This window comes from Pseudarthrobacter sp. MDT1-40-2 (assembly GCF_059383595.1).
This window is the reverse complement of sequence record NZ_JBWZCL010000001.1, coordinates 1147394-1170590: the sequence shown is the minus strand read 5'-3', so window position 1 is coordinate 1170590 and position 23197 is coordinate 1147394. Positions and strand designations below refer to the sequence as shown.

The window sequence follows — 23197 nt, the reverse complement described above, 5'->3', positions numbered from 1 at the left end:
GAAAGGTCGCGAAGGGAAGGCTGCCGGCCTCCAGCGAAGGAATGTTGGACGGCCCCTGCGCGTTCCCCGGGCATGACACGTATTGGATTTCTCTCCTTCGGCCACTGGGGTCCGGGCCAGGGCTCACGGACCCGCACGGCAGGTGAGGCACTCACCCAGGCGATCGAGTTGGCAGTCGCAGCCGAAGAACTGGGCATCAACGGGGCCTTCTTCCGGGTGCACCACTTCGCCCGCCAGCAGGCCTCACCCTTCCCGCTGCTGGCAGCCATCGCAGCTCGGACCAGCAGGATCGAGATGGGTACCGGCGTCGTCGACATGCGTTACGAGAACCCCCTTTATTTGGCCGAGGAGGCGGCGGCCGTGGACCTGATCAGCGGCGGCAGGCTGCAGCTCGGCGTCAGCCGGGGATCACCTGAGCCCGCGCTTAAGGGCGCCGAGGCCTTTGGTTACCGGCCTGCGCCCGGGCAAAGCGACGCGGACATGGCGCGCGATCATACTGCGCTGTTCAGGACGGCCATCAGTGGGGCAGGGGTGGCACCGGCGGATCCCAGGTATGCGGGCACGTCCGGCCTGTTGCCCGTGCAGCCGCAGTCGCCCGGACTGTCTGAGCGGATCTGGTGGGGCGCCGGCACCAGGAAAACGGCAATCTGGGCCGCAGAGCAGGGCCTGAATCTCATGAGCTCAACCCTGTTGACGGAGGATACGGGCGTGCCGTTTGATGAACTGCAGGCCGAACAGATTGACGTGTTCCGGGCCGCCTGGGCTGCCGCCGGCCATGACCACACCCCTCAGGTGTCAGTAAGCCGCAGCGTACTGCCCATTGTGGACGAGGAAGACCGCCGGTACTTTGGCGGCTCAGAGCTCCGGGACGGCAGGGACCAGGTAGGCACCATCGACGGGTCCATTGCCAGGTTCGGAAAAAGCTACGTCGGCTCCCCGGAGCTCCTGGCCCAACAACTCAGCCAGGATGCAGCGGTCAGGGCCGCCGACCTCGTGATGTTGACGGTCCCGAACCAGCTGGGCCTGGACTTCAATGCCAAGCTGCTGGGCAACATCACAAGGCACATTGCGCCGGCCATCGGCTGGAGGGCGCCCGCAATGTAGAGGACGCGGAGCCTGTAGCCGGCCACAGGATTGGCTTCGGGGGAACCAACACGTCACACTGTCCGTTGGGGGTACTAACGGCTTGGGGGAAAATTACTAGGTCATAAATGGTCCGCCCCGGGGCCATATGACGAAAGCAGGACAAATGACCCAAGCCCATTTAGGCTTAACTGCATGAGGCTCCGACGGCTGGCGAACGCCGCTTCCGTGTTGACCACACCGTTTACGCCGGAAGATTTTCTGGCACTGTTCAATCCGGTGTTCTCGTCCCGCCAACTGCGGGGCGTGGTTACGCGTGTCGTCAAGGAGACGGCCGATTCGGTCACCATCTTCTTCCGCCCCGGACGCGGCTGGCATGCGCACCTCGCCGGGCAGTGGGCCCGAATAGGCGTCGAGCTGGACGGCGTCCGGCACTGGCGTTCCTATTCGCTGAGTACGCCTGCCGGCAAGGACCCGGCCATCACCGTGACGGATATGGGCGCTGTCTCCGGCACCCTGGTCCGCAATACAAAGCCCGGCGATGTGCTGTTCCTGGCGCCCCCGCAGGGCGACTTCGTTCTCCCTGAGCACCCGCGCCCGCTCCTGATGCTGACCGCCGGCAGCGGTATCACGCCGGTGATGTCCATGATCCGCACGCTGATTCCCCGGCGTCCTGATGCCGACGTCGTGCTCATCCATTCTGCCCGGACACCCGGTGAGAGCCTCTTCCGCGAAGAGCTGGCCGAACTTGCGGATCAGTTCCCCAACTTCCGTCTGGCCCAGTGGTTTACCCGCCGCCAGGGCCGCATGGACTTCAGCTCCATAAAGGAAATCGAAGAAATCTGCCCGGACTGGAGTGATCGTGCCGCCTACGCCTGCGGCCCGGAAACTTTCCTGGACGACGCCGAGGCGCTGTGGAACCAGGCGGCCCTGGCTGCTCCTGAACCTGATGCCTCCGGCGTAGCAAAAGGCGCCGGTACCCTGAAGATCGAACGCTTCAGTACCAATCTGGCCGCCGGGGAAGGGCACGACGGCGGACTGGTCACCTTTGAGTCTTCGGACCGTGAGGTCCAGGCCGACGGCGCCACCCCCCTCCTGGACGTCGGCGAAGACGCCGGGGTACTCATGCCCAGCGGTTGCCGGATGGGCATCTGCCACAGTTGCCTTACCCCGCTGCTGTCCGGCAGCGTCCGTGACCTCCGCACGGGTGAGGTCTCCGGTGAACCGGGTCAATTAATCCAAACGTGTGTTTCGGCAGCCGCCGGACCCGTCAACCTCGAAATCTGAGGAGTAACGAATGTCAGTAGCCACAGCGAACAGGCCGGCAGCCGCCGGTACCACCAAGCCCCGTCCCGGAGCTCTTGCCGAATCCGGCAGCCCGCTGGTTCGTCCTCCGGCAGCCGCCCACCTCACGGACGAGCAAGTTGCGGAACTGGGCCGTGAACTCGACGCCATCCGCGACGACATCCTGTCCAAGCGGGGCGCCTCTGACGCTGCGTACATCCGCCGCATGGTCAAGATCCAGCGCGGCCTGGAGCTCTCCGGCAGGGCTGCCCTGCTGGTCAGCAAGAACAAGGGCGCCTGGGTTGCCGGCACCGCCATGCTGAGCCTGTCCAAGATTCTGGCAAGCATGGAGCTGGGACACAACATCCTGCACGGCCAGTGGGACTGGATGCGTGACCCGGACATCCACTCCACCACCTGGGAGTGGGACTTCGTCACCCCGGCCCGCTCCTGGCAGCACACCCACAACGATCTCCACCACCGCTGGACCAACGTCCTGGGCAAGGACAAGGACGTTGGATACAACCTCCTGCGCATGGATCCGGACCAGGAATGGAAGCCCTTCAACCTGGGCAACCCGCTCTACAACGCCATCCTGGCGCCCATCTTCGAGTGGGGCATCGCCGTCTACGACCTGGAAATTCCTGACTACCAGGAAGGCCTGAAGTCCAAGGAAGCAATGCTTAAGGACCTCAAGGCCCTGGGCCGTAAGGTGGTCACCCAGTTCACCAAGGACTACGCGGCCACTCCAGCGCTGGCCATGCTCACCGGCTCCGGCAAGCAGGCTCTGGTTGGCACCCTGACCGCCAATGCCGTCCGCAACGTCTGGGCCCACGCGGTCATTTTCTGCGGACACTTCCCCGAGGGCACGGACACGTTCACTGAGGAAATGGTGGAGGGTGAGACCCGCGGTGACTGGTACATCCGGCAAATGATTGGTTCCGCCAACATCTCCGGCTCCAAGTTCATGCACCTCATGACCGGAAACCTGTCCCACCAGATTGAACACCACCTGTTTCCGGACCTGCCCTCCAGCCGGTACGCGGAAGTTGCTCCCCGGGTCCGCGAGATCTGCCAGCGCTATGGCCTGAAGTACACCACCGGTCCGCTGCTGAAGCAGGTTGGCTCGTCCTGGGCCAAGGTATTCAAGCTGGCGCTGCCCGGCAAGGGGGCCTAGCTTCCCCGGCAGGCCCTTAGACGAAATACCCGGCTCCCGGGCGCCTTAGCCGATTGCCGGCAGACGCGCCCGGGAGTTTTTGCGGTCTACTTGGCCAGGAATGCCAGGATTGCTTCGCTGACCTCTTCCCCGTGAGTCCACAGCAGGCCATGCGGGGCGCCCTCGATTTCGACGTAGTCGGCCGAAGGCAGCGCCTTGGTGAAGCGCCGCCCCGTCACGTCGATGGGCAGGATCCTGTCCGCCGTGCCATGCAGGATCAGTGCCGGAACGTCGATTTTCCCGATGTCGGCGCGGAAGTCTGTCAGCCAGGAAGGCTGGGCAGCCACGGAGGCCACCGCTCCGGACTTCGTGGCGATATTCCAGCTGGCCGTCAGGGCTTCCTGGCTCAACCGCTCTGTGCCCAGGAAAGTATCTGTGTTGTAGAAGTTTTTGAAGAACTCGGTGAAGAACGCGTACCTGTCCGTGGTGACGGCGTCGTACAGCTCAGTGAACACTTCCTGCGGGACACCATCAGGGTTATCTTCGGCCTGCAGCAGGTACGGCTCCAAGGAGCCCAGGAAGGCGGCCTTGGATACGCGGGCTGAACCATAGGTGGAGAGGTAGCGGGCCACCTCGCCGGTACCCATGGAGAACCCCACCAGCACGGCGTCACGCAAATCCAGTGTTTCCAGGAGGGTGGACAGGTCCGCTGCGAAGGTGTTGTAGTCAAAGCCGGTGGTGGGCTTGCTGGAGTTGCCAAAACCCCGACGGTCGTAGGTGATTACCCGGTAACCAGCGTCCAGGAGGGCGGCTGTCTGCTTCTCCCAGGACGTGCCATCCAGCGGGTAGCCGTGGATCAGCACCACGGGCTGACCGGTCCCGTGATCCTCGTAGTGCAGCTCGACGTCGGTGCTGTTCTCGGTTCCTACGGTGATGAAAGCCATCGCGGCGGTCCTTTCCAATGCCTCAGTTGCCTATCAGTCGGCCAGGGGCCATTGCCCCCGCCGCCCTTAGTCTATGGACGGCTGCGCCGCGAAAGAACCCGCTCAGGGGCGCTGGCGGACGCCCTCCCAAACCAGCCGCATGGCGTCCTCTACGCGTTCTGCGGCCGCCGCCGGATCCTGGGGTCCCCGCACCACGAACTGGTAGTAGTACAGTCCGTTGATGAGATCGATCATGGCTTCGATGTTCACGCCGGCGTCGACTTCGCCTGCCTCAATAGCCGCCCGGATCCGGGCGGCTATTGGCTCCCGGCGGCGGGACACGTGGCGTTCCCAGGACAGTGCACGGATCCTGTCGTTTTCCAGGCCCAGTGCCACCCGTTTCTTGACCAGCGAGCCCACCCGGCCCCGGCTCTGTTCCACGCTCTGGCCATAGCTGGAGAGGATGGAGTCAAGGAGGTTACCGGCAGGAAGCAGGGCCACCTCGGAGCGGACGCTGTCCAGTGCGGCGGCCAGCAGTTCCTCGCGGCTGCTCCAGCGGCGGTAGAGCGCGGCGCGACTCACCCCGGAGCGCTCGGTGATCGCAGAGATCGTGACATCCTTTGTGTCCAACTCGAGCAGGAGTTCCACGGTGGCGGCGAGGACTGCTGATTCCAAAGCCGTGTCCCGTGGACGGCCGGGTTGCCGCCGCGCACTGGCAGTTCTGGATGGGTGCCTGCCGGTGCTTTCCTCAGCCATCGGGAGCCCGTCCGGATCACGGAGGTTGTTCCGTTTCGTCGCGACATCAGCTGGGGCTGCGGGCATGGGATTCCTCACTGGTGGGTACCAAAGCAGTTGATTCCTTTACGAAACCACCGGTATCTGAATCTGAATGAGAAGACTGCCGTCTTCCAGATGTCATGAGGGTTAACACTTTCCGGCGGTCAGGCGTCGTAGTACGTTCTGACCGGACCCTGGCCCAGGTTGAGCACCACGGTCCGGGCAACTTCGCGCAGCTTGATGTTGCGTGTGCTGGATGCTGTTTTGAGGATGTCGAAAGCCTCGGCCTGTGAGCAACGGTTCTGCCCCATGATGATGCCTACTGCCATGTCGATCACCGTCCGGGTTTCCAACGTGGCCCGTAGGTCCGCTGCGGCTTCGCTGTAGCGGGCCAGCCGGACGGCCAGGTCCAAAGCCATGGTCGTTTGACGGACAAAGTCTTCGACGATGGTGCGGGTCCTGCCCTCAAAGCGGTTGGGGCGGCCGGAGTAGAGGATCAGTGCGGCGCGGGTATCGCCCTCCAGCTTGAACGGTACGGCCAAGAGTGAACGGACGCCCAGGCCCATGATCATCTCGGCATAGACCGGCCAGTCTGTGTCTTCTTCCAGGTCCGGCAGGCCGATGGTGATCTGCTCACGCGAAGCCTTCATGCAGGGGCTGTCGCTGAATCGATATTGAACCTGGCTGATCTCCTCAGCCTGTTCGTTGCTGCTTGCCACGGTTGCGGGTTTACGGTGACGCCAAAGAGTCACCCCGCAGAGAACGTCGTCTCCCGAATTGGACAGTGTCCTGGCAGATATGCCCGCCAGTTCACGGAGGAACGCCTCCACGTCTTCGCTGTCAAGGACAAGCTGGTGCAGGTGCTCCGATATTTTTGCTTCAAATTGCGCAGTTGAATCGCTGGCCACGATGGTTGGTGCCATTCGCTCAGGTCAAAACGAGCCGGTTAGCCTCGCTTGGATCCCGTGATGCGGGAGGTGCGGCGGAAGCAAAGGCGGATCGACGAACTTTCCTACGGCCTCTGCTTAACCGTGTGGAAAGTATCGCATGACAAAGCCCCCGGTTTCGAGTCGGTGGATAATCCGCTGCTCGGGGATAAGCCGCCAGTCAGGGGGTACAGTTTTTCAGCACGATCATTGTTCCCATGGCACGAACGGACTCTCCAGTGGCAGAGCAGGCAACAGCATCCCCCAATTGGTGGCAGGGGTTCAACCAGAAGTTTGTGGTTGAGGAGCGCTACATGGAGCCGGCAGATCGCCACAGCCTGTACCGCATCTCAGTGATCCTTGCCGTGGCGGGCACCCTGATGTTCCTGCTGGTGCTTTCCAGTGTCCTGCTCGACGACGGATTGGCACTGATCGACCAGCCGCTTCGTCACTGGCTGCTGGACACGCGCTCAGACGCGGCAACCAGAACGATGCAGTTCCTTGCAGTCCTTTTTGGACCAGTGGCGCTGCCGATTATCGTGCTGGTTGTGAATGTGGTGTGGGGGTTTGCCGCCCGGCATGCCTGGCGCCCGATTCTGCTCGCGGCAGGAATGATCACCGGTGTTGTCATCTCGCAGATCATCCTGCACCTCGTGGACCGTGCCCGGCCACCCACGGAATTGATGCTCTTCGGAGTGGACCACACCTATTCGTTTCCGTCCGGGCATGTACTGGGGGCCTGTGATTTCCTGTTGATCGGCGCTTACCTCATCGGTTCAAGGTCGCGGAACCTCAGGGTGGGCGTGGGCTGTTTTGCCTTGGCCGGGTTGGGAATCGTCTTTGCCGCACTTAGCCGGCTGTACCTGGGGTATCACTGGTTTACTGACGCTTTCGCCTCACTGTCGCTGGCCCTGGTCATCCTGGCCGGAATCATTGCCGTGGACACCTGGCGGACGGCACGCATTCCGGGTGAACCCATCACCGGTGAGTTCTCGACCACAGAGCGGCCGGGGGACTAGCGAGGTAGCTTCCGCGATGCCGGTTTACTCTGCGGACTGCTTCCGTAGCCGGCTCCGGGCACGTTTCAGGTCGATGCGCAGCTTCGCGTTGACGGCTTCCAACTCAAGCACCTTCGCCACTCCCGCGAGGTTCAGCCCTTCCTCGAGCAGTTCGCTGATCCTCAGCAGGACCGCAACGTCGCGGTCGCTGTACTGGCGGGTGCCGCCAGGGGTCCGGTGCGGAGTCAGCAGGCCCCGCGTCTCGTAGAGCCTGATGTTCTGCTGGCCTGTGCCAACAAGGCTCGAGACTACTGAAATGGCGTACCGGGCCTGCACTTGAGCGGCTTCGGCGCGGGCCCGGGCAGCAGCAGTACCGTCCGCAGGGGCACCTTCTGCACCGTCAGTGGAGCGGGTCCAGTGGGTGTCTTCCGGGGGCTGGGCTTCGGTGGGCATTTCCCTCTGCAACCTTCGTCGGGGGGCTTGCGGTCAATTCACTTCAATGCTATAAAAAATCTATACCGGCCACCACAGATCAGTGGCCGGTAGGTACAGTAAAACACATGGACCTGAAGGAGTGGGGTAATGATGCTAATGCGTACGGACCCGTTCCGTGAGCTGGACCGGCTGACGCAGCAGGTGTTCGGAACCACGGCGCGGCCGGCGGCTATGCCGATGGATGCGTGGCAGGAAGATGGCGAGTTCGTGGTCGCCTTCGATCTGCCCGGCGTTGATGTGGATTCGGTTGACCTTAATGTTGAGCGCAACGTCCTGACTGTCCGCGCCGAACGCCGGGATCCCACGCAGCCTAACGTCGAACTGGTTGCTGCCGAACGTCCGCGCGGTGTCTTCAGCCGCCAGCTGATCCTGGGTGAGACCTTGGATACGGAAAACGTCAAGGCAAGCTACAACGACGGCGTCCTGACTTTGCGGATCCCCGTCGCTGAAAAGGCCAAGCCACGAAAGATCGAGATCGAAACGAAGAAGGACCAGATGCAGGAGATCGGGAGCTAATCCCTTCCTGATCGGCCCGGGTACAGCAGAAGCCGGGTGGGCGGTACGGCGTTGCCGCCCACCCGGCCGTTTTACCCTGCGGGCCTGCCAGGTCGTGCGCTGTCCGGCGGAGGTGAGCGATGCGGAAGCATGACTACTACTCGATCCTTGGCGTCGGCACCGACTCGACGCCGGCGCAGATTTCCCGTGCATACCGCACCCTGATGCGCATCCACCATCCCGACGTCGGGCATGCCCCGGCCGAAAACTCCGAATTGCTGCGCATCATGGAGGCTTTCGCGGTCCTGAGGGATCCCGCGCGCCGCGCCCATTACGATTCTTCGCGCACAGGAAGCGCAAGGCGGGAACGCGTGGAACCCGCGCGGGGCAACAAAAAGTCCGACGCCGGCACTCCGGAACACGAACACCGCCAGACTGCGAGGGGACAGGGAGCCCGGAACGTCCCGGTGCGCCGGAGCACCCCAGCGCAGCAGCACGAACGCAAGGGACCGGCGGACATCCGGGTGACGCCGGTCCGCTGGGAACGTGGCCCGTGGGCATAGCCAGGCATAGCTAGGGCCGCAGCCTGACCCGCACGGCAAGCCCGGCACAGCACACCACCGCCAGGCCGCCCAGCAGAGTAGTCCATGTGAGCTCCTCGCCCAGCAGCAGGCCTGCCCAGCCGATTGTCAGCACGGGTTGGACCAGCTGGATCTGGCTAACCTGCGCCATGGGCCCAATAGCAAGGCCGCGGTACCAGGCGAAGAATCCCAGGAACATGCTGACCACGCCCAGGTAGGCGAACGCTGCCCATTGCTGAACGCCCGCTGTCGGTGGTTGCTGCACCACGGCCACTGCCGTCAGAAAAACCATCAGCGGCGACGCCAGGACCAGGCTCCAGGAGACGGTCTGCCATGCCCCGAGCTCGCGGGCCAGCAGGCCCCCTTCTGCATACCCGACTGCCGCCGCTATCACAGCGCCAAGCAGCAGCAGGTCGGCCCAGTGCAACTGGCCTGCACCACCTGAGTGAACTACTGCGAAGCCGATGGCTGCCACGGCACCGGCCAGCGTCGCCCACCAGAATGCAGCGCGAAGCCGCTCGCGTCCCCGGAGCGCTGCCGCCGTTGCGGTGGCGGCGGGGAGCAGCGCAATGACAACTGCTCCGTGACTGGCGGGCGCGGTGGTGAGCGCATAAGAGGTAAGCAGGGGGAATCCGACGACGATTCCTCCTGCGATAACGGCAAGCCGTCCCCACTGCGCTCCCCGGGGCAGCCGTTGCCGGGTGAGCGTCAGGGCAGCGGCGGCCAGGAGTGCGGCTACCACTGCCCGTCCCGCGCCGGTGAAGAGTGGCGACATGCCCTCGACGGCCAACCGTGTGAACGGGACGGTGAAGGAAAATGCCGCTACTCCCAGCAACCCCCAGAGCAGGCCGGCAGGCCAACGAGACGGTATCGCAGGTGGAAATTCGGTAGTAGCGCTACTATAGGCTTTCATGAACAACGATAGCACCTCCAGAATTGTGGACCGGTTGACTTCCTGGATTTCCGGCGCCGCTCCTGGTGCGCGGCTGCCGTCCACCCGTTCGCTCGTTGCCGAATTCCAAGCCAGCCCGGTTACGGTGCAGAAAGCACTCCACACCCTGACGGTCCGCGGACTGATCGAAAGCAGGCCGGGCGTGGGGACCTTCGTCCGGACAGCACGGACTGCACGACCATCCGATTACGGCTGGCAGACCGCAGCACTCCGATCGCCCCAGGGTGCGCCCCGGGCAGCGGCTACCGCAATGCGGGACGCAGCCAATGACGTAGTTGCTTTCCATTCGGGCTATCCGGACCGCGAACTCCTGCCGGAACGGCTGGTGCGCGGCGCGCTCGCGCGGGCAGCGCGGGGAGGCGCGGCCCTGTCCCGGCCGCCTGCCTCCGGGCTCCCGGAACTACAGTCATGGTTCGCTCGGGAACTCGGCGCCGCAACTCCCGCCGGCATCACCCCGCCCACGCCGGCGGACGTGGTGGTGCTGCCGGGAAGCCAGAGCGGCCTCAGCTCAATATTCCGGGCGCTGCTGGTTAACGGCCAGCCGCTGCTGATGGAGTCGCCCACATACTGGGGCGCTATCCTGGCGGCTGCGCAGGTAGGCGTGCCGGTTGTTCCCATACCCAGCGGTCCCTACGGCCCGGAGCCGGACGAGCTGGCGCGGGCCTTCGAGGAGAGCGGTTCGCGGTTGTTCTATGCGCAGCCTAACTACGCGAACCCCACAGGCGCGCAATGGTCCGCAGAGCGCCGGCAGGAAATCCTGGCGGTGGTGCGGGAATATGGTGCCTTCGTCGTAGAGGATGACTGGGCCCATGACTTCGGGATCACCACCAGCCCCGTACCGCTGGCCAGCCAGGATGATTCCGGGCACGTCGTCTACCTCCGATCCCTGACTAAAAGCGTGTCGCCGGCCATCCGGGTAGCGGCGGTCATAGCGCGGGGTCCCGCCCGGGAGCGCCTCCAGGCGGACCGTGCAGCCGAATCCATGTATGTCAGCGGCCTTTTGCAGACGGCAGCACTGGACGTCGTCACGCAACCCGGGTGGCAGACCCACCTCCGGAGCCTCCGCCACCAGCTGCAGTCACGGCGGGACGTTTTGGTTACCAGCCTCCGGGAATTCGCGCCAGATGCCCACATCACGCAGGTGCCGAAGGGCGGGCTCAATCTCTGGGTGCGGCTCCCGGATGCAATCGATCCCGTTCAACTGGGCATGAACTGCGAGCGGGCCGGTGTGATGATCGCCGCTGGTACTGAGTGGTTTCCTGCAGAATCTGCGGGCCCATACCTGCGGCTCAACTTTGCAGGCCCCAACCCGGCGGGGTTCGCAGAGGGCGCGCGCGTCATCGGCCGATGTATGAAGCTCTGACCAGTCGGCCGCCGCAGTGGAGCCTCAAACGGCTCGTTACAGCAGCCGCTGCAGTCCGGCGACTGAGGCCAAGTAAAACTCGTAAGCCTGCTTAGGTATAAGATTTTGGGATCAAAGGCAGCGCCGGTCAGTCCGAAGAGGACGGGTATCCGGTTGCCCCGGAAGTGAGGAACAACGTCAATGCACATCAGTGCCAAGGAACTTGCGGCCCTGATTCCGCCGGAGTTTGTTCTGGGAGTGGCCACCTCTGCGTTCCAGATTGAGGGAGCGGTGAACGAGGGCGGCCGTGGTCCTGCAGGGTGGGACGTCTTTGCTGCCAAGGAAGGCACGATTGTTGGCGATCACAGCCCGCAGGTGGCCGCCGACCACTACAACCGGATGCCGGCCGACGTCGAGCTCCTGAAACAGCTGGGGGTGGACTCCTACCGCTTTTCCCTTGCCTGGCCCCGGATCCAGCCACATGGACGAGGTCCTGCAAACCAGGCAGGCCTGGACTTCTATGACCGGCTCTTGGACCAACTGCTGGCCAATGGCATATCCCCTATGGTCACCCTGTACCACTGGGACACCCCGTTGCCGCTGGACAACGTCGGCGGCTGGATGAACCGGGATACCGCCTACCGGCTGGGGGAGTTCGCTACCATTGCGGCCGAGGCCTTCGGTGACCGCGTTGACCGATGGGTCACCATCAATGAGCCTGCCACCGTGGTGACCAACGGTTATGCCCTGGGCCTGCACTCTCCGGGGGAGAAGCTCATGATGAAGGCCTTCCCGGCAGTGCACCACCAGCTGCTGGGTCACGGCCTGGCGCTTCAAGCGCTGCGCCAGGCCGGTGCCAAGGGCGAGGTGGGCATGACCAATGTGTACTCGCCTACAGTCCCCCATTCCATCAATCCGCTGGACAAGCTGGCGGCCGGGCTGGTGGATCTGGCACAAAACCGGCTGTTCGCCGACCCGGTTCTCACCGGCAAATATCCGGACGTGATCCGGGCGGCCAAGTTCTTCTCCTCGTTTGAGCACCCGCCGGAGGATATGGAGCTGATATCGCAGCCCTTGGACTTTTACGGTTTGAACTACTACATGCCCACCCGCGTCGCGGCGGGGCAGGGCGACGGAGCTGTACCCCAAGGGATGGCGGAAGCCTTGGGCGAGGACCTTAGCGATTCAGCCTCCGGCACCCCGTTCCATATTGAACCGTGGCCTGATACCCCTATCACGGCCTACGGCTGGCCGGTCAAACCCGAGTACCTGACCGTGGCGCTAAAGGAGATGGTGGAACGCTACCCGGACCTGCCGCCGGTGATCATTACCGAGGGCGGCGCCAGTTTCGAAGACATTGTAGTGCGGGACAAAAACACCAACCACAGTTTCATTCCGGACGAACGACGACTCAAGTACCTGTCCGACCACCTCGAGACTGCGCTGCGGGCTACAGCTCCTGGAGGCGAGGCAGACGCGCTGCGCCTGATCGGCTATTACGTGTGGTCGCTGATAGACAACTTTGAATGGTCCGGTGGCTACGAGCAGCGGTTTGGTCTGGTGCACGTGGACTTTGACACTCAGGAGCGTCGCCCCAAGGCCTCGTACTACTGGTTCCAGGAACTCATCGAGGAGCGCAATATGGCCTCGAGCGCCGGCCAGGCCGTGGCTGCAGCAGCCACGTGACCGGCCGGCACCCTGCTACATAAGCCCCAGGTTCTCCAGCCGGCGGGCAATTCCTGCCCCGTCAGGGGAGTAGATCCACGGCGCTTTCTCACCGCTGTGGTCCCCGTGTTCGGTGTGCCCGCCGGCCAGAACCGATTCGCCCACGGACAGTTGGCGGATGGCTATGGCGGCTACCTTGTCCGGGAACTTGGCGGAAAATTCGGAGTAGATCTGTTCGTCGTGCTGGCCGTTATCACCGATCAGCAACCACTTCATGCCGGGGAATTCCGTGGCCAGGCGTTCCAGGTTGCGGTGCTTGTGTTCCTGGCCGCTACGGAACCAGCGGTCCGGCGTCAGGCCCCAGTCGGTCAGCAGCAGCGCGCCTGCCGGGTACATGTTCCGTCCCAGGAAACGGGCCAGCGTGGGGGCAGCGTTCCAAGGACCCGTGGAGAGGTAGATGACGGGGGCATCGGGGTGCCGTACGGTCATCCTGTCCAGCATCACCGCCATACCCGGCGTTGCCATCCGGGCGCGCTCGCTCAGCACAAACGTGTTCCACAGGGCCAGGAAGGGACGGGGCAAGGCGGTGACCATCACGGTGTCGTCAATGTCGCACACAATGCCAAGACGGGTCTCAGGACCAATGACCCGGACCTGGGCCGTGGCTTCGTCGGTGCCGTCAGCCCGGAAGGTCACCGTGTGCCAGCCGGGTGTCAGCTGTACCTTAATGACTTCGTCCACCAGGCCGCCGCGGTCCGCTTTGACCTGCGTTCGAACACCGCCGATCTCTATGTCCACCACCGAGTGCTGCATGGGAACGCTGGTGAAGGCGCTCCAGCCGCGAACGTTTTGGGTACCGTTCCGCGCGGCATTGTCCGCGCGGCTGCCGGGTTTGGGGGATGCGGCCAGCAAGGCTCTGCCGAAGACGCGGACCCACTCCGTGGATCCGTAGCCGTAGTAAGCGATCATCTTGGGCTTGAAGTTCCAGCCACGCGCCAGTTTCCGCCGCACCGTGTTGGTGGTGTCGGAGAGGTGGAGTGCCAGCCGTAAGGCGCGGGTGGCGACGGCGGCAACTGGTTTCGCCTCGTTGTCATCCGCAGGCTGCTGCGGGGGTGAGTCCTGCCGGGCAGTTTCCATGCGTCCACTCTGCCACACGGCCGGGCGTCCGGGGCGTCCGCTGGCGGCACGTTACGGCTCACCGCAGCCCCAGCAGCCCCAGCAGCGTCTCCGCATTCCGTACTGCGTTCCCGCCGCCGTCGTTATTGAAATACGCGTAGACATCCTTTCCGCCTGCCGCCCATTCGCCGATGCGGTCCGCCCACCACCGCAGATCGTTGTCCGAGTAGGACCCGCCGTAGAGATGGTGCTGGTCAGGCCCGTGCAGCCGCACGTAACAGAAGTCAGCTGTTGACTTCAGTACGCACGGCAGGCCCGCGCCGCTCATCACGCAATAGGCAGCCCCGTGCCGTTCCAGGATCCGGTACACGTCTTCGTGGTCCCAGGACGGATGCCGGAATTCCACAGAGACGCGGATCCAGTGGGGCAAGGCGGCGAGGAAATATTCCAGCCGGGCGTCGTCACGTTCCATATCCGGCGGCAACTGGGCCAGCAGCACGGCCCGGCGTGAGCCAAGTTCGTGCCAGCACCGGCTGATCCGTTCCACCCACACCTCGGGCGAGAGGAGGCGCCGACCGTGGGTGAGCCCTCGGGGTGCCTTTACCGACATAGCAAAGCCGTCAGGCAAACGGTCCCGCCAGCTTGCAAAGGCGGTATCGCGGGGCCAGCGGTAGAAGCTGGCATTTAACTCGACCGTGCTGAATCGGGCGGCGTAGTGTGCCAGGCGCTTTGCTGCCGGCAAGCCTGGCGGGTACAGCACGTTCTCCCAGTGATCGTAGCTCCATCCCGAAGTGCCAATTTCTATCGCCACGTGGCCCGCTCCCTGCTGTCCTGGTTAGTCAAAGTGCGTCTGCAGATCGCCTCCGCCTGCGGACTGGACCACTTTCGCGGCAACGTCCCGCAGCTTCATGTTCCGTGTGCTGGAAGCTGACATGAGCAGGCGCACTGCCTCCTCCTGGGTGCACCGGTTCTGCCCGATAATCACGCCGACGGCGGTATCGATCACCGTTCGGGCTTCCATGGCGGCACGGAGGTTATTGGCCGTATCCGTACTGTTGGCCAACCGGACGGCCAGGCTCAGCCCTGTGGAGGCCTGCTGCACAAATCCTATGACCTCCTTCACCTCCCGCTGACCGAAAGCCTTGGGCTGGTCGGAATAAAGGTTCAGGCCCGCGAGTGCCTCGTTGCCGGAGAGTTCGAACGGCACGGCCAGCACGGAACGGACACCGTACCCCATGATGGTGCGGTTGTATTCCGGCCAGGTCTGCTCCTGTTCCACTTCCGGGACGTAAATCAGCACCTTCTCGCGGCAGGACTTGAGGCACGGGCCGTCACCGAACTGATACTGCACCTCGTCGAGCCGCTGCGCCTCCTCACTGCTGGAGGCGACGGTGGCCGCTGACCGGTGCCGCATCAAGGTGATGCCGGCCAGAACCTTTCCCCGCGGCCCTGACAAGGCTTCGGCCGAATGCCGGACGAGTTGGGTAAGGAAGTCCTCCACATCCTGAGTGTCCAGCAGCAAATCCTGGACTTTTTCGATGACGGAGTTATGGGTGGAGGGGTTGGTCATGGTGGCGTCTCCCGGCCGGTGCTGCGCGCGGTCCGCGCGGGTCCTGGTGCGCCGCTGGGAGGCGCAAGGCAATTGCCCGCCGGCAGCTGCATACCGTCCTTTCAGGCTACACCCCGACAGCCTGGCCAGGACCCCCTTGAACTCCACGCTTCCGCGAATTTCCAGCACGACCCTGGCCTGCATATGGCACCCTTGGAATCATGGCGCTCATTGAGGAATATGCGATGGTGGGGGACCTTCATACGGCGGCCCTGATCAGCACCGAGGGTTCCATTGACTGGATGTGCCTGCCCAGGTTTGATTCGCCGGCCTGCTTCAACGCGCTCCTGGACACACCTAGAGCCGGCCGGTGGCTTCTGGCACCCGACGGCGGCGGAAGGTGTACCAGCAGGCGGTACCTGGAGGGCACCCTCGTCCTGGAGACGACCTGGGAAACAGCCGAGGGCACGGTCCGCATTCTTGACTTCATGCCTCCACGCGACGGTGAAGCCAATATTGTCCGCATCGTCGAAGGGCTCAGCGGCAGCGTGCGGATGCGGGGAGAGTTGGTGCTCCGCTTTGATTATGGACACATCATCCCCTGGGTCCGGCGTGACCCGGCAGGCCTGAACGCCATAGCAGGCCCCGATTCTGTTTACCTGGTGACCAGTGCACCGCTGCATGGCGAAAACATGCACACGGTGAGCGACTTTGCGGTTGAGGCCGGCCAGCGGGTGCCATTTGTCCTGACCTGGGCGCCAAGCCACCGGCCGCGGCCACACTCAGTGGACGCTGAAGTGGTACTGGAGCAAACCATTGACTTTTGGCGGGAGTGGATCGGCAAGTCCACAGTCCGCGGGCCCTACCGCGCCGCCGTCGAGCGGTCCCTGATCACGCTGAAGGCCCTGACGTACGCGCCTACAGGAGGCATCGTCGCAGCCGTCACCACGTCCCTTCCCGAACAGATTGGCGGGGTCCGTAACTGGGATTACCGCTATTGCTGGCTGCGGGACGGAACCATGACCCTGCAGTCACTGCTGGCCGCCGGTTACACGGAGGAAGCCGCCCGGTGGCGGGACTGGCTGCTGCGCGCGGTGGCCGGTAATCCGGCGGACCTGCAGATCATGTATGGGATCCACGGCGAACGCAGGCTGCCGGAGACTGACATCCCGTGGCTTCGTGGCTATGAAGATTCCCGGCCGGTCCGCACCGGCAACGGAGCTGCGGACCAGCTGCAGATCGACGTGTGGGGTGAGGTGCTCGACTGCCTGGCACTCACCCGGCATGCCCTGCTCCAGCATAGCGACGAGGCCTGGGCACTGCAGAAGGCCCTGATGCGGCACCTGGAAAAGATCTGGGACCAGCCAGATAACGGACTGTGGGAAATCCGCGGACCCAGGCAGCACTTCACGCATTCGAAGGTGATGGCCTGGGTAGCCGCGGACCGCATGGTGGCCGGCGTGCGTGAGTGGGGGCTGGATGGGCCTGTTGAGCACTGGGAGCAGCTCCGCGAGACCATCCGGGCAGACATCATGGCCAACGGGTTCGATCCCGTCCGGAACACCTTCGTGCAGCGTTATGGACGTCCGGAGCTTGATGCGAGCCTGCTGCTGATTCCGCGCGTCGGATTCCTGCCGCCGGATGATCCCAAGGTGCTGGGAACTATCGATGCTGTTCAGAAGGAGCTCACAGAGGACGGCTTCGTGCTCCGCTACCGGCCGGAAGTCAGCGACGACGGGCTGCCGGGCACCGAAGGCGTGTTCCTCGCTTGCTCCTTCTGGCTGGTGGAAGCACTCCTGGGGGCGGGCCGCCAGCGCGAAGCCACGGAACTCTTCGAACGCCTGCTTGAACTGCAGAACGACGTCGGACTGCTGAGTGAGGAGTGGGCAGTGAACGCCGGGAGGCAGTTGGGAAACACCCCGCAGGCTTTCAGCCACTTCGCCCTGGTGGACAGCGCGCTGGCCCTGCATCAGGCGGCGGCGCCCCGCAGCGACGAGCCGATGTAACGCGGCGAATTGAGCGGGAGCAGATTACTAAGTATACTTGCTAACCCGGGAGATCCCCGGCGCTCACAGTGAAGTGGGAATTGTAGGGAGTTGATTGGCATGGCGGGTTATTTTGAACTCGTGGACGCGCCCGACGGTGGATACCGGGTCAGGATGTTGGACGGCTCCGGAACGTTGATGGCCATCTCCATCACCTTTCCCACCAAGAGGGCTGCCGTGGCCGGAGTGTCGCGGGCGCGGGAGATCGCGGGAACGGGGCTTATTCGCGATCGCAGCCACGAGGCCAGGGCCGCCCAGGACAGCAGGGCCAGCCGCGGGATGGCGGCATCGGGTTCATGATGCCCGCCCATGGCGAAGCGACCGCCCGATCAACCGGTACGTCAGCGCCCCGTGCTGTCATCTTTGACGTCGACGGCACGCTCGTCGATTCGGCCTATCTGCATACCATGGCGTGGTGGCATGCGTTCCGGCAGGCAGGGTACGCCGTGCCGATGGCCAGGATCCACCGCCTGGTGGGCATGACGGGGAAAGAACTGGTCAAGGAGTCGCTGCCTGCAGACCGGGACACGGCACTGGATGAGGAGATCCTTTCCTCGCACAGCGCACTCTTCGCCACCTACTGGCCAACGCTCCAGCCGACCGAGGGGGCCAGGAATTTGCTGTCCCGTTGCAAGGATCTGGGCTTCAAGGTGGTGCTCGCAACGTCCGCCCGTGAACGGGATCTGCAGGAGCTCCGGCGGGCCCTTGGCGCAGACGACTTCATCGATGCTGCCACAAGCTCCAAGGACGTGGCTAAAAGCAAGCCTGACCCAGATATCCTGCTGGCCGCGTTGGACACGGTTGGCGTGGCAGTGAAAGATGCTGTCTTCGTTGGCGACGCCGTCTGGGACATGATGGCGGCACGCGCACTAGGGATGCCCTCTATCGGCGTCCTGTGCGGTGGCACCGGTGAAGCCGAACTGCGCGAGGCAGGCGCCGCAGAGGTTTATGGCGGTCCGGGCGAACTGCTGGCAAGGCTGGACAGCAGCGCGATAGGAAAGCTGCTGCAGCACGCCACCTAGGGGAGGGGATCCTCGATTGCCTCCGCCTTGTCCCAGGCGACCTTAACCGAGACGCCGCCCTCCTCGTCCCGGTTGATGGCGGTAATAACGTCCTCAGGGAGGGCGCCCATTGCCATGATTTTCTCCTGGTACCCGGCCACGAGGGCCGCCAGGGTCTCCTCGCTCCACTCGCCGGGACGCATTCTGGTGGAAATCTCCACAGGTTCTGGATCGTAGATGGACATGCTCTCGCCTTCCGTCGGGTGGTGGACAGTCTACTTACTTCCGACGCCGGCGTTCAGCTTTTGCCGTTCTCGCGCCATTGCGCAGACTCGAGCTGTGCGCCCGCCATGGGTCCCATCTGCAGCATGCCGCCGTCCACCGCCCACGATGCTCCGGTGACATAGGAGGCGGCAGGCGATGCCAAAAAATTAACGACGGCGGCAATCTCCACGGCCCGTCCGGATCGCCCCAGCGGCACGCCGGGCTTGACGTCCGGCTCGGGGTCGTCGCCTTCACGGCCGGACATTGGAGTCGAAATTGCGCCCGGTGCTACCGAGTTTGCCGTGATGCCGAATTCTGAAAGTTCCAGGGCGATGGTCTTGATCAGTCCGCCCAAGCCATGCTTTGAAGCCACATAGGCAGCGGCCCCGACCTTGGGCTGGGTCTCGTGGACGGACGTCACGGCAATGATTCGGCCGCCTCGCCCTGCGGCGACCATGTGTTTTGCTGCTGCCTGGATGCAGATGAAGGCGCCATTGAGGTTGATGTCCATGGTGCGCTTCCAGGTGTCCGGATCCAGCTCCAGGAAACCGCGGCCGTCGCCTGCTCCGGCGTTGTTCACAAACACGTCCAGGCCGCCGAGATCTTCGATCAGCGAATCAATGGTGGTTCCACATCCAGGCACCTCGCTTGTGTCCAGTTGCCGGACGTGGGCCACTCGGCCCTCGGCACGTACCTGGTCGGCCGTGTGTTCTGCACCGTCACGGTCCGAATGCCAGGTAATGCCGATGTCCATTCCGGCGCGCGCCAGCTCGACCGCTGTTGCCCGGCCGATTCCCGAATCGCTTCCTGTGACAATGGCCGTGCGCGGTGAAAAATCCATCTGGTGTCCTTCCGGTGTGCTCAGGTATCTCAGAACTTCAACTTAGTGCCGCCCCGGCCGTCCGTCGAGGGCTGGGAGGCAAACCCGCCCGGTCCGGACGCCAGGCCGTACTAGAGTGTGGAGAATGGGGGACACAGCATCAGGACATGAACCAGAGCCGGACGCTTCGAACGGTGGTTCCGGCGGGGGAGCGCCGTGGCGGTCTGCTGGCCTGCGGCTACTGCCCGTTCTGGCTGTGCTGAGTGCTGTGACCGGCCTTGTGGTGATCCTGACGTCCGCTCCGCTAGGGGGCTGGTTCGGAGCTGCCCCTCTCAACACCGATTTCGGATTCGTTGCGGGGAAAGCCGTCATCTTGAACCACCAGGAGCTGGCGGGCTGGGCCGTGCTTGGCCTGGGCCTTGCCCTTTTCATCTTCTGGTTCGGGCTCCGCCTGGGGCAACGAAGCCCGCGTAATAAGTAGGCCATTTTCCCGGGTGCAGGAAGCCGAATCCGCCGCCAATATTCCCCTCGACGTATAGTCGAACGATGGAACAACGCACACTCGGAAAAACCGGACGAACCGTCTCCGCCGTGGGACTGGGCACGTGGCAGCTTGGCGCCGACTGGGGAAACGTCGACGACCAGCAGGCCCGCAGCATCCTCGAAGCGTCCGTTGACGCCGGGGTGACTTTCTTTGATACCGCTGACGTCTATGGCGACGGCCGCAGCGAACAGACCATTGGCGCCTTCCTGGCGGATAACCCGGACCTGAACGTCACGGTGGCCACCAAGATGGGCCGCCGCGTCGAGCAGCAGCCCGAGCACTACAACCTCGCCAACTTCCGCGAGTGGACTGACCGCTCCCGGAGGAACCTGCGCACTGACCGCCTGGACCTGGTGCAGCTGCACTGCCCGCCGACGTCGGTCTACAGCACCAATGAGGTTTACGACGCCCTGGACACCCTGGTAGCCGAGGGCGCCATCGCCAACTACGGCGTCAGCGTTGAGCGCACCGACGAAGCCATGGAAGCCATCCGCCGCGAAGGTACGGCATCCGTGCAGATTATCCTCAACGCCTTCCGCCTCAAACCGCTGGATGAGGTGCTGCCGGCCGCCAAGGCAGCAGGGGTGGGCATCATCGCCCGCGTGCCGCTGGCCTCGGGGCTGTTGTCCGGAAAGTACACCAAGGACACCGAGTTTGCGGCCAACGATCACCGCAACTACAACCGCGACGGTGGCTCCTTCGACGTCGGCGAGACCTTCTCCGGAGTGGACTACGCGCAGGGCCTGAAGGCTGCAGCGGAGTTCGAAGCACTGGTTCCCCAGGGCGCCACTGCAGCCCAGGCCGCGATCGCCTGGATTGTGGCGCAGGAGGGCGTCAGTTCCGTCATTCCCGGGGCACGCAGCGTGGAGCAGGCGCGGCTCAATGCCGAAGCCGGGGACCTCAAGCTGGATTCGAAGTTCGACGCCGGTGTCCGCTGGATCTACGACCACTACTTCCGCGAAGCCATCCACCCCCGCTGGTAATGGCTGCCGGCTCCCGTTACTGGTCAAGGAGCGGGAGTTGGGCCGGGGTGTCGACGTCGGCGCCCGTATCCAGATCGCTGCAGTCCACGAGGCTGACGAGTCCGGGATTCGCCTGAAGGAAGGCCCGGGCTCCGGCATCGCCGGCGGCTGAGGCAGCGGCCTCGGCCCGGAGGGATGAGTCGATCAGGATCGGGTGGCCGCGCCGGACCGCTCCGTCGGGGCCACGATAAGCCGCAGCGGTGACCCGGCCCCTTTGGTGCGCTGCCAGCAGCCGGGCCACGAGTTCTGCAGACATTCCGGGCTGGTCCACCAGGGCGACCAGGACGTGGTGGTCCTCGGGTGCAGTTGCCAGGCCAAGCCGCAGCGAACCAGCCATGCCGCCGGCCCATTCGGGGTTATCCACCACCGTGCATCGGGCCAGGCCGGGCAGCCTGTGTACGGCCTCGCGGCCGGCTCCCGCCACCACCACCACGCGGTGCGCGCCGCCGTCGAACAGGATGGCCGCCTGGACCTCAACCAGGGTGCGGCCGCGGAACGGAAGCAAAGCTTTGGGGCCGCGCCCCAGGCGGATGCCGCCGCCCGCGGCGAGCAGTACCGCCGTCGTCGCCTTTCCCGCTTGTGGTTCCATTCCCAACACCCTAGCGGCAGTGGCTGCGCCCCAAACCCTAAAGCGGCAGCAGGGCTGACAAATCAGCCCGTAAGCCTGACGCCGCCACCCGGCCTGCCCGGACTGCGTCTTCCCAGCTCAAGGCGCCGGTGACCATCGCCAGCCAAGTGGCGGCGTCGCACTCTATGACGTTCGGCGGGGTGCCGCGCGTGTGCCGCGGGCCCTCCACGCACTGGGTAACCCCGAACGGCGGAACCCGGACCTCCACCGAATTGCCCGGGGCCCTGGCGGTAATTTCCTCGAGGGAGTAGCGGACGGCAGTGGCGGTCACGGCCCGCGGGACGGGCGCAACTGCCGGAGCCCCCGTGGAAACTTCCGACGGCGGGTCCCCACTGACTGCGGCGTCGTGCCAGGCTGCCACGGCAGCTCTACCCTCGTTAATGTCTATCCGGCGGCGTGCTACGGCCAAGGTCCGGCCTCCTCACATCAGTACAAAATAATCAACGGCTGTCCGGGTGGGATGGCGGCCAGGCCGAGCAAGACCCAGCGAACCGGAACGGCGTCACTCGAGCAGTGCGGACACAGCCTTGCCAAGCCTGATCTTGCCCACAGGCCGGCCGCCGCCCAGTACAGGGCTTACCACCTTTTCCAGGACACTGGCCACCCCGGGAATGTCGACAGCATCTGCCACCGCCAGCAACGTCAGCGCCACCAGCGACGTGCCGCGGATGTTGCCGTCCAGCATTTTTACGGCCACCGAGACGCCCTGCGGCGTGGCCATGGCGAGTACACCTTCGGCGCCGATCTTGGCGATGATCCCGAGCTCGTCCATGACAATCGTGTTCGCCTCGCCCTGGCCCTGAACGGCCCACGGGTAGTCCAGCATGGACGTGGCGATCGTTGCCGCCCGCGCGTTCGAGTTCTTGTCCCCGGGTGCCTTGGCCAGCAAGGAGTAGGCCCGCGCCAGCCCCGTCAGTGAAATGGCTGCGACGGGTGCGCCGCAGCCGTCTATGCCAAGGTGCGCGATCTGCTCGCCGGAGTACTCCTCGATCACGCCACGGATCCGCTGCTGCAACGGATGATTGGGTTCAAGGTAGCTGTGCAGATCCCAGCCGTTTTCCTTGCACGCCCACAGGAAAGCCGCGTGCTTGCCCGAACAGTTGAACGCCAGCTTGGACTTTCCGTTGCCCGAACGCATCAGCCAGTCGCGGGCAGTTTCGTCCTGCGGCCAGTCGGCGGGGCACTGCAAATCGTTGACTGTGACGCCGGCGGCCTTCAACATGCCTTCCACAACGTCCATGTGATCGAGCGACCCCACGTGGCTGCCGCAAGCCAGGGCTACCTGGGCGCCGCGAAGCGGCACCCCGGATTGCATGGCAGCCAACGCCTGGAAGGGTTTGAGGCTGGAACGGGCAAAAATTGGGGAACTGATGTCCCCGAGTTCCGTTACCACGGAGCCGTCTGCCGCCAGCACCACCGCAGAACCAATGTGCCGTGACTCCACAAAGCCGCTGCGCTCCAAAACGGCGAGTTCGACGGCGGACTCAACAGTGAAGGTTGCGTGCGGGTTGTGCGGCATGCAGCAAGTCTA

25 protein-coding genes and 1 pseudogene are annotated in these 23197 nt (G+C 64.2%); 13 read left to right on the top strand and 13 right to left on the bottom strand.

The window, feature by feature from the left end; all coding sequences use genetic code 11:
* The first annotated feature begins 72 nt into the window (after positions 1 to 72).
* From AC50X5_RS05490 to AC50X5_RS05480, 3 genes are all read left to right on the top strand, one after another.
* Positions 73 to 1104 carry an LLM class flavin-dependent oxidoreductase gene (locus AC50X5_RS05490; protein ID WP_494975064.1) on the top strand — a complete coding sequence of 344 codons (1032 nt, stop codon included), beginning with the start codon at positions 73 to 75 and terminating at the stop codon, positions 1102 to 1104.
* 174 nt (positions 1105 to 1278) lie between these two features.
* The gene (locus AC50X5_RS05485) at positions 1279 to 2370 is read left to right on the top strand and encodes a ferredoxin reductase (protein WP_494975063.1); all 1092 of its coding nucleotides are present in this window, start codon (positions 1279 to 1281) and stop codon (positions 2368 to 2370) included.
* Between the two features lie 10 nt (positions 2371 to 2380).
* Positions 2381 to 3544 carry a fatty acid desaturase family protein gene (locus AC50X5_RS05480; RefSeq protein WP_494975062.1) on the top strand — a complete coding sequence of 388 codons (1164 nt, stop codon included), beginning with the start codon at positions 2381 to 2383 and terminating at the stop codon, positions 3542 to 3544.
* An 86-nt stretch (positions 3545 to 3630) separates the two neighbouring features.
* Here the strand turns inward: AC50X5_RS05480 and AC50X5_RS05475 are convergent, their stop codons facing one another.
* The 3 genes from AC50X5_RS05475 to AC50X5_RS05465 form a co-directional block, all read right to left on the bottom strand.
* Positions 3631 to 4467, bottom strand: coding sequence for an alpha/beta fold hydrolase (locus AC50X5_RS05475; RefSeq protein ID WP_494975061.1), 837 nt, complete (start codon positions 4465 to 4467; stop codon positions 3631 to 3633).
* Positions 4468 to 4569: 102 nt separating this feature from the next.
* On the bottom strand, positions 4570 to 5268 hold the full coding sequence (locus AC50X5_RS05470) for a TetR/AcrR family transcriptional regulator (protein WP_494975060.1): 699 nt from the start codon (positions 5266 to 5268) through the stop codon (positions 4570 to 4572).
* 119 nt (positions 5269 to 5387) lie between these two features.
* Positions 5388 to 6146, bottom strand: coding sequence for a GAF and ANTAR domain-containing protein (locus AC50X5_RS05465; RefSeq protein WP_494975059.1), 759 nt, complete (start codon positions 6144 to 6146; stop codon positions 5388 to 5390).
* A gap of 221 nt (positions 6147 to 6367) precedes the next feature.
* Here AC50X5_RS05465 and AC50X5_RS05460 point away from each other — a divergent pair, with 221 nt between their 5' ends.
* Positions 6368 to 7168 carry a phosphatase PAP2 family protein gene (locus AC50X5_RS05460; protein ID WP_494975058.1) on the top strand — a complete coding sequence of 267 codons (801 nt, stop codon included), beginning with the start codon at positions 6368 to 6370 and terminating at the stop codon, positions 7166 to 7168.
* Between the two features lie 24 nt (positions 7169 to 7192).
* Here AC50X5_RS05460 and AC50X5_RS05455 read toward each other — a convergent pair whose 3' ends face one another.
* Complete coding sequence (locus AC50X5_RS05455) at positions 7193 to 7483, bottom strand: MerR family transcriptional regulator (protein WP_494975236.1); 291 nt, start codon at positions 7481 to 7483, stop codon at positions 7193 to 7195.
* A gap of 246 nt (positions 7484 to 7729) precedes the next feature.
* Between AC50X5_RS05455 and AC50X5_RS05450 the strand changes: the two genes are divergently transcribed.
* Both AC50X5_RS05450 and AC50X5_RS05445 read left to right on the top strand, forming a co-directional pair.
* Entirely contained in the window at positions 7730 to 8158 is a 429-nt protein-coding gene (locus AC50X5_RS05450) for an Hsp20/alpha crystallin family protein (protein ID WP_494975057.1), read from the top strand.
* A gap of 119 nt (positions 8159 to 8277) precedes the next feature.
* Positions 8278 to 8700, top strand: coding sequence for a J domain-containing protein (locus AC50X5_RS05445; RefSeq protein ID WP_494975056.1), 423 nt, complete (start codon positions 8278 to 8280; stop codon positions 8698 to 8700).
* A gap of 10 nt (positions 8701 to 8710) precedes the next feature.
* On the opposite strand, the gene AC50X5_RS05440 is transcribed toward AC50X5_RS05445, so the two are convergent.
* Positions 8711 to 9631, bottom strand: a complete 921-nt coding sequence (locus AC50X5_RS05440; RefSeq protein ID WP_494975055.1) for a DMT family transporter — start codon at positions 9629 to 9631, stop codon at positions 8711 to 8713.
* Between AC50X5_RS05440 and AC50X5_RS05435 the strand changes: the two genes are divergently transcribed.
* A complete protein-coding gene (locus AC50X5_RS05435) occupies positions 9630 to 11033 on the top strand; it encodes an aminotransferase-like domain-containing protein (protein WP_494975054.1) in 1404 nt (467 codons plus the stop codon). The genes AC50X5_RS05440 and AC50X5_RS05435 overlap by 2 nt on opposite strands.
* A gap of 180 nt (positions 11034 to 11213) precedes the next feature.
* The gene (locus AC50X5_RS05430; protein ID WP_494975053.1) at positions 11214 to 12698 is read left to right on the top strand and encodes a GH1 family beta-glucosidase; all 1485 of its coding nucleotides are present in this window, start codon (positions 11214 to 11216) and stop codon (positions 12696 to 12698) included.
* Between the two features lie 15 nt (positions 12699 to 12713).
* Here the strand turns inward: AC50X5_RS05430 and AC50X5_RS05425 are convergent, their stop codons facing one another.
* From AC50X5_RS05425 to AC50X5_RS05415, 3 genes are read right to left on the bottom strand one after another with little or no spacing between them, the layout of a single operon-like run.
* On the bottom strand, positions 12714 to 13814 hold the full coding sequence (locus tag AC50X5_RS05425) for an App1 family protein phosphatidate phosphatase (RefSeq protein ID WP_494975052.1): 1101 nt from the start codon (positions 13812 to 13814) through the stop codon (positions 12714 to 12716).
* A 58-nt stretch (positions 13815 to 13872) separates the two neighbouring features.
* Entirely contained in the window at positions 13873 to 14604 is a 732-nt protein-coding gene (locus AC50X5_RS05420) for a DUF72 domain-containing protein (protein WP_494975051.1), read from the bottom strand.
* A 24-nt stretch (positions 14605 to 14628) separates the two neighbouring features.
* Positions 14629 to 15546: a GAF and ANTAR domain-containing protein gene (locus AC50X5_RS05415; protein WP_494975050.1), complete on the bottom strand. Its 918-nt coding sequence runs from the start codon at positions 15544 to 15546 to the stop codon at positions 14629 to 14631.
* A 17-nt stretch (positions 15547 to 15563) separates the two neighbouring features.
* Here AC50X5_RS05415 and AC50X5_RS05410 point away from each other — a divergent pair, with 17 nt between their 5' ends.
* The 3 genes and pseudogenes from AC50X5_RS05410 (at position 15564) to AC50X5_RS05400 (ending at position 18409) form a co-directional block, all read left to right on the top strand.
* Positions 15564 to 17348 carry a glycoside hydrolase family 15 protein gene (locus AC50X5_RS05410; RefSeq protein WP_494975049.1) on the top strand — a complete coding sequence of 595 codons (1785 nt, stop codon included), beginning with the start codon at positions 15564 to 15566 and terminating at the stop codon, positions 17346 to 17348.
* Between the two features lie 99 nt (positions 17349 to 17447).
* Positions 17448 to 17630: pseudogene (locus tag AC50X5_RS05405) on the top strand (hypothetical protein); the annotation flags it as partial.
* Positions 17631 to 17683: 53 nt separating this feature from the next.
* Positions 17684 to 18409, top strand: coding sequence for an HAD family hydrolase (locus AC50X5_RS05400; protein ID WP_494975048.1), 726 nt, complete (start codon positions 17684 to 17686; stop codon positions 18407 to 18409).
* Here the strand turns inward: AC50X5_RS05400 and AC50X5_RS05395 are convergent.
* Both AC50X5_RS05395 and AC50X5_RS05390 read right to left on the bottom strand, forming a co-directional pair.
* Positions 18406 to 18633, bottom strand: coding sequence for a hypothetical protein (locus AC50X5_RS05395; RefSeq protein ID WP_494975047.1), 228 nt, complete (start codon positions 18631 to 18633; stop codon positions 18406 to 18408). The two genes, AC50X5_RS05400 and AC50X5_RS05395, sit on opposite strands and share 4 nt — an antisense overlap.
* A 53-nt stretch (positions 18634 to 18686) precedes the next feature.
* Positions 18687 to 19493, bottom strand: a complete 807-nt coding sequence (locus tag AC50X5_RS05390; protein WP_494975046.1) for an SDR family oxidoreductase — start codon at positions 19491 to 19493, stop codon at positions 18687 to 18689.
* A gap of 124 nt (positions 19494 to 19617) precedes the next feature.
* Between AC50X5_RS05390 and AC50X5_RS05385 the strand changes: the two genes are divergently transcribed.
* Positions 19618 to 19953, top strand: a complete 336-nt coding sequence (locus AC50X5_RS05385) for a hypothetical protein (RefSeq protein WP_494975045.1) — start codon at positions 19618 to 19620, stop codon at positions 19951 to 19953.
* Between the two features lie 65 nt (positions 19954 to 20018).
* Positions 20019 to 20999, top strand: coding sequence for an aldo/keto reductase (locus tag AC50X5_RS05380; RefSeq protein ID WP_494975044.1), 981 nt, complete (start codon positions 20019 to 20021; stop codon positions 20997 to 20999).
* Positions 21000 to 21015: 16 nt separating this feature from the next.
* Here the strand turns inward: AC50X5_RS05380 and nboR are convergent, their stop codons facing one another.
* From nboR to AC50X5_RS05365, 3 genes are all read right to left on the bottom strand, one after another.
* Positions 21016 to 21627, bottom strand: a complete 612-nt coding sequence (gene nboR, locus AC50X5_RS05375) for a nicotine blue oxidoreductase (RefSeq protein ID WP_494975043.1) — start codon at positions 21625 to 21627, stop codon at positions 21016 to 21018.
* Between the two features lie 37 nt (positions 21628 to 21664).
* A complete protein-coding gene (locus tag AC50X5_RS05370) occupies positions 21665 to 22075 on the bottom strand; it encodes a sterol carrier family protein (protein ID WP_494975042.1) in 411 nt (136 codons plus the stop codon).
* A gap of 93 nt (positions 22076 to 22168) precedes the next feature.
* Positions 22169 to 23185, bottom strand: a complete 1017-nt coding sequence (locus tag AC50X5_RS05365; RefSeq protein WP_494975041.1) for an asparaginase — start codon at positions 23183 to 23185, stop codon at positions 22169 to 22171.
* Positions 23186 to 23197 lie beyond the last annotated feature (12 nt).

Excerpts from the sequence above, each read along its gene's own strand:
- AC50X5_RS05445 (WP_494975056.1), top strand. The coding sequence starts at position 8,278 with ATGCGGAAGCATGACTACTACTCGATCCTTGGCGTCGGCACCGACTCG.
- AC50X5_RS05415 (WP_494975050.1), bottom strand. The coding sequence starts at position 15,546 with ATGCAGGCCAGGGTCGTGCTGGAAATTCGCGGAAGCGTGGAGTTCAAG.
- AC50X5_RS05480 (WP_494975062.1), top strand. The coding sequence starts at position 2,381 with ATGTCAGTAGCCACAGCGAACAGGCCGGCAGCCGCCGGTACCACCAAG.
- AC50X5_RS05440 (WP_494975055.1), bottom strand. The coding sequence starts at position 9,631 with ATGAAAGCCTATAGTAGCGCTACTACCGAATTTCCACCTGCGATACCG.
- AC50X5_RS05430 (WP_494975053.1), top strand. The coding sequence starts at position 11,214 with ATGCACATCAGTGCCAAGGAACTTGCGGCCCTGATTCCGCCGGAGTTT.
- AC50X5_RS05380 (WP_494975044.1), top strand. The coding sequence starts at position 20,019 with ATGGAACAACGCACACTCGGAAAAACCGGACGAACCGTCTCCGCCGTG.
- nboR (WP_494975043.1), bottom strand. The coding sequence starts at position 21,627 with ATGGAACCACAAGCGGGAAAGGCGACGACGGCGGTACTGCTCGCCGCG.
- AC50X5_RS05485 (WP_494975063.1), top strand. The coding sequence starts at position 1,279 with ATGAGGCTCCGACGGCTGGCGAACGCCGCTTCCGTGTTGACCACACCG.
- AC50X5_RS05390 (WP_494975046.1), bottom strand. The coding sequence starts at position 19,493 with ATGGATTTTTCACCGCGCACGGCCATTGTCACAGGAAGCGATTCGGGA.
- AC50X5_RS05475 (WP_494975061.1), bottom strand. The coding sequence starts at position 4,467 with ATGGCTTTCATCACCGTAGGAACCGAGAACAGCACCGACGTCGAGCTG.
- AC50X5_RS05385 (WP_494975045.1), top strand. The coding sequence starts at position 19,618 with ATGGGGGACACAGCATCAGGACATGAACCAGAGCCGGACGCTTCGAAC.
- AC50X5_RS05365 (WP_494975041.1), bottom strand. The coding sequence starts at position 23,185 with ATGCCGCACAACCCGCACGCAACCTTCACTGTTGAGTCCGCCGTCGAA.
- AC50X5_RS05465 (WP_494975059.1), bottom strand. The coding sequence starts at position 6,146 with ATGGCACCAACCATCGTGGCCAGCGATTCAACTGCGCAATTTGAAGCA.
- AC50X5_RS05410 (WP_494975049.1), top strand. The coding sequence starts at position 15,564 with ATGGCGCTCATTGAGGAATATGCGATGGTGGGGGACCTTCATACGGCG.
- AC50X5_RS05400 (WP_494975048.1), top strand. The coding sequence starts at position 17,684 with ATGATGCCCGCCCATGGCGAAGCGACCGCCCGATCAACCGGTACGTCA.
- AC50X5_RS05435 (WP_494975054.1), top strand. The coding sequence starts at position 9,630 with ATGAACAACGATAGCACCTCCAGAATTGTGGACCGGTTGACTTCCTGG.
- AC50X5_RS05460 (WP_494975058.1), top strand. The coding sequence starts at position 6,368 with ATGGCACGAACGGACTCTCCAGTGGCAGAGCAGGCAACAGCATCCCCC.
- AC50X5_RS05490 (WP_494975064.1), top strand. The coding sequence starts at position 73 with ATGACACGTATTGGATTTCTCTCCTTCGGCCACTGGGGTCCGGGCCAG.
- AC50X5_RS05395 (WP_494975047.1), bottom strand. The coding sequence starts at position 18,633 with ATGTCCATCTACGATCCAGAACCTGTGGAGATTTCCACCAGAATGCGT.
- AC50X5_RS05450 (WP_494975057.1), top strand. The coding sequence starts at position 7,730 with ATGATGCTAATGCGTACGGACCCGTTCCGTGAGCTGGACCGGCTGACG.
- AC50X5_RS05470 (WP_494975060.1), bottom strand. The coding sequence starts at position 5,268 with ATGCCCGCAGCCCCAGCTGATGTCGCGACGAAACGGAACAACCTCCGT.
- AC50X5_RS05425 (WP_494975052.1), bottom strand. The coding sequence starts at position 13,814 with ATGGAAACTGCCCGGCAGGACTCACCCCCGCAGCAGCCTGCGGATGAC.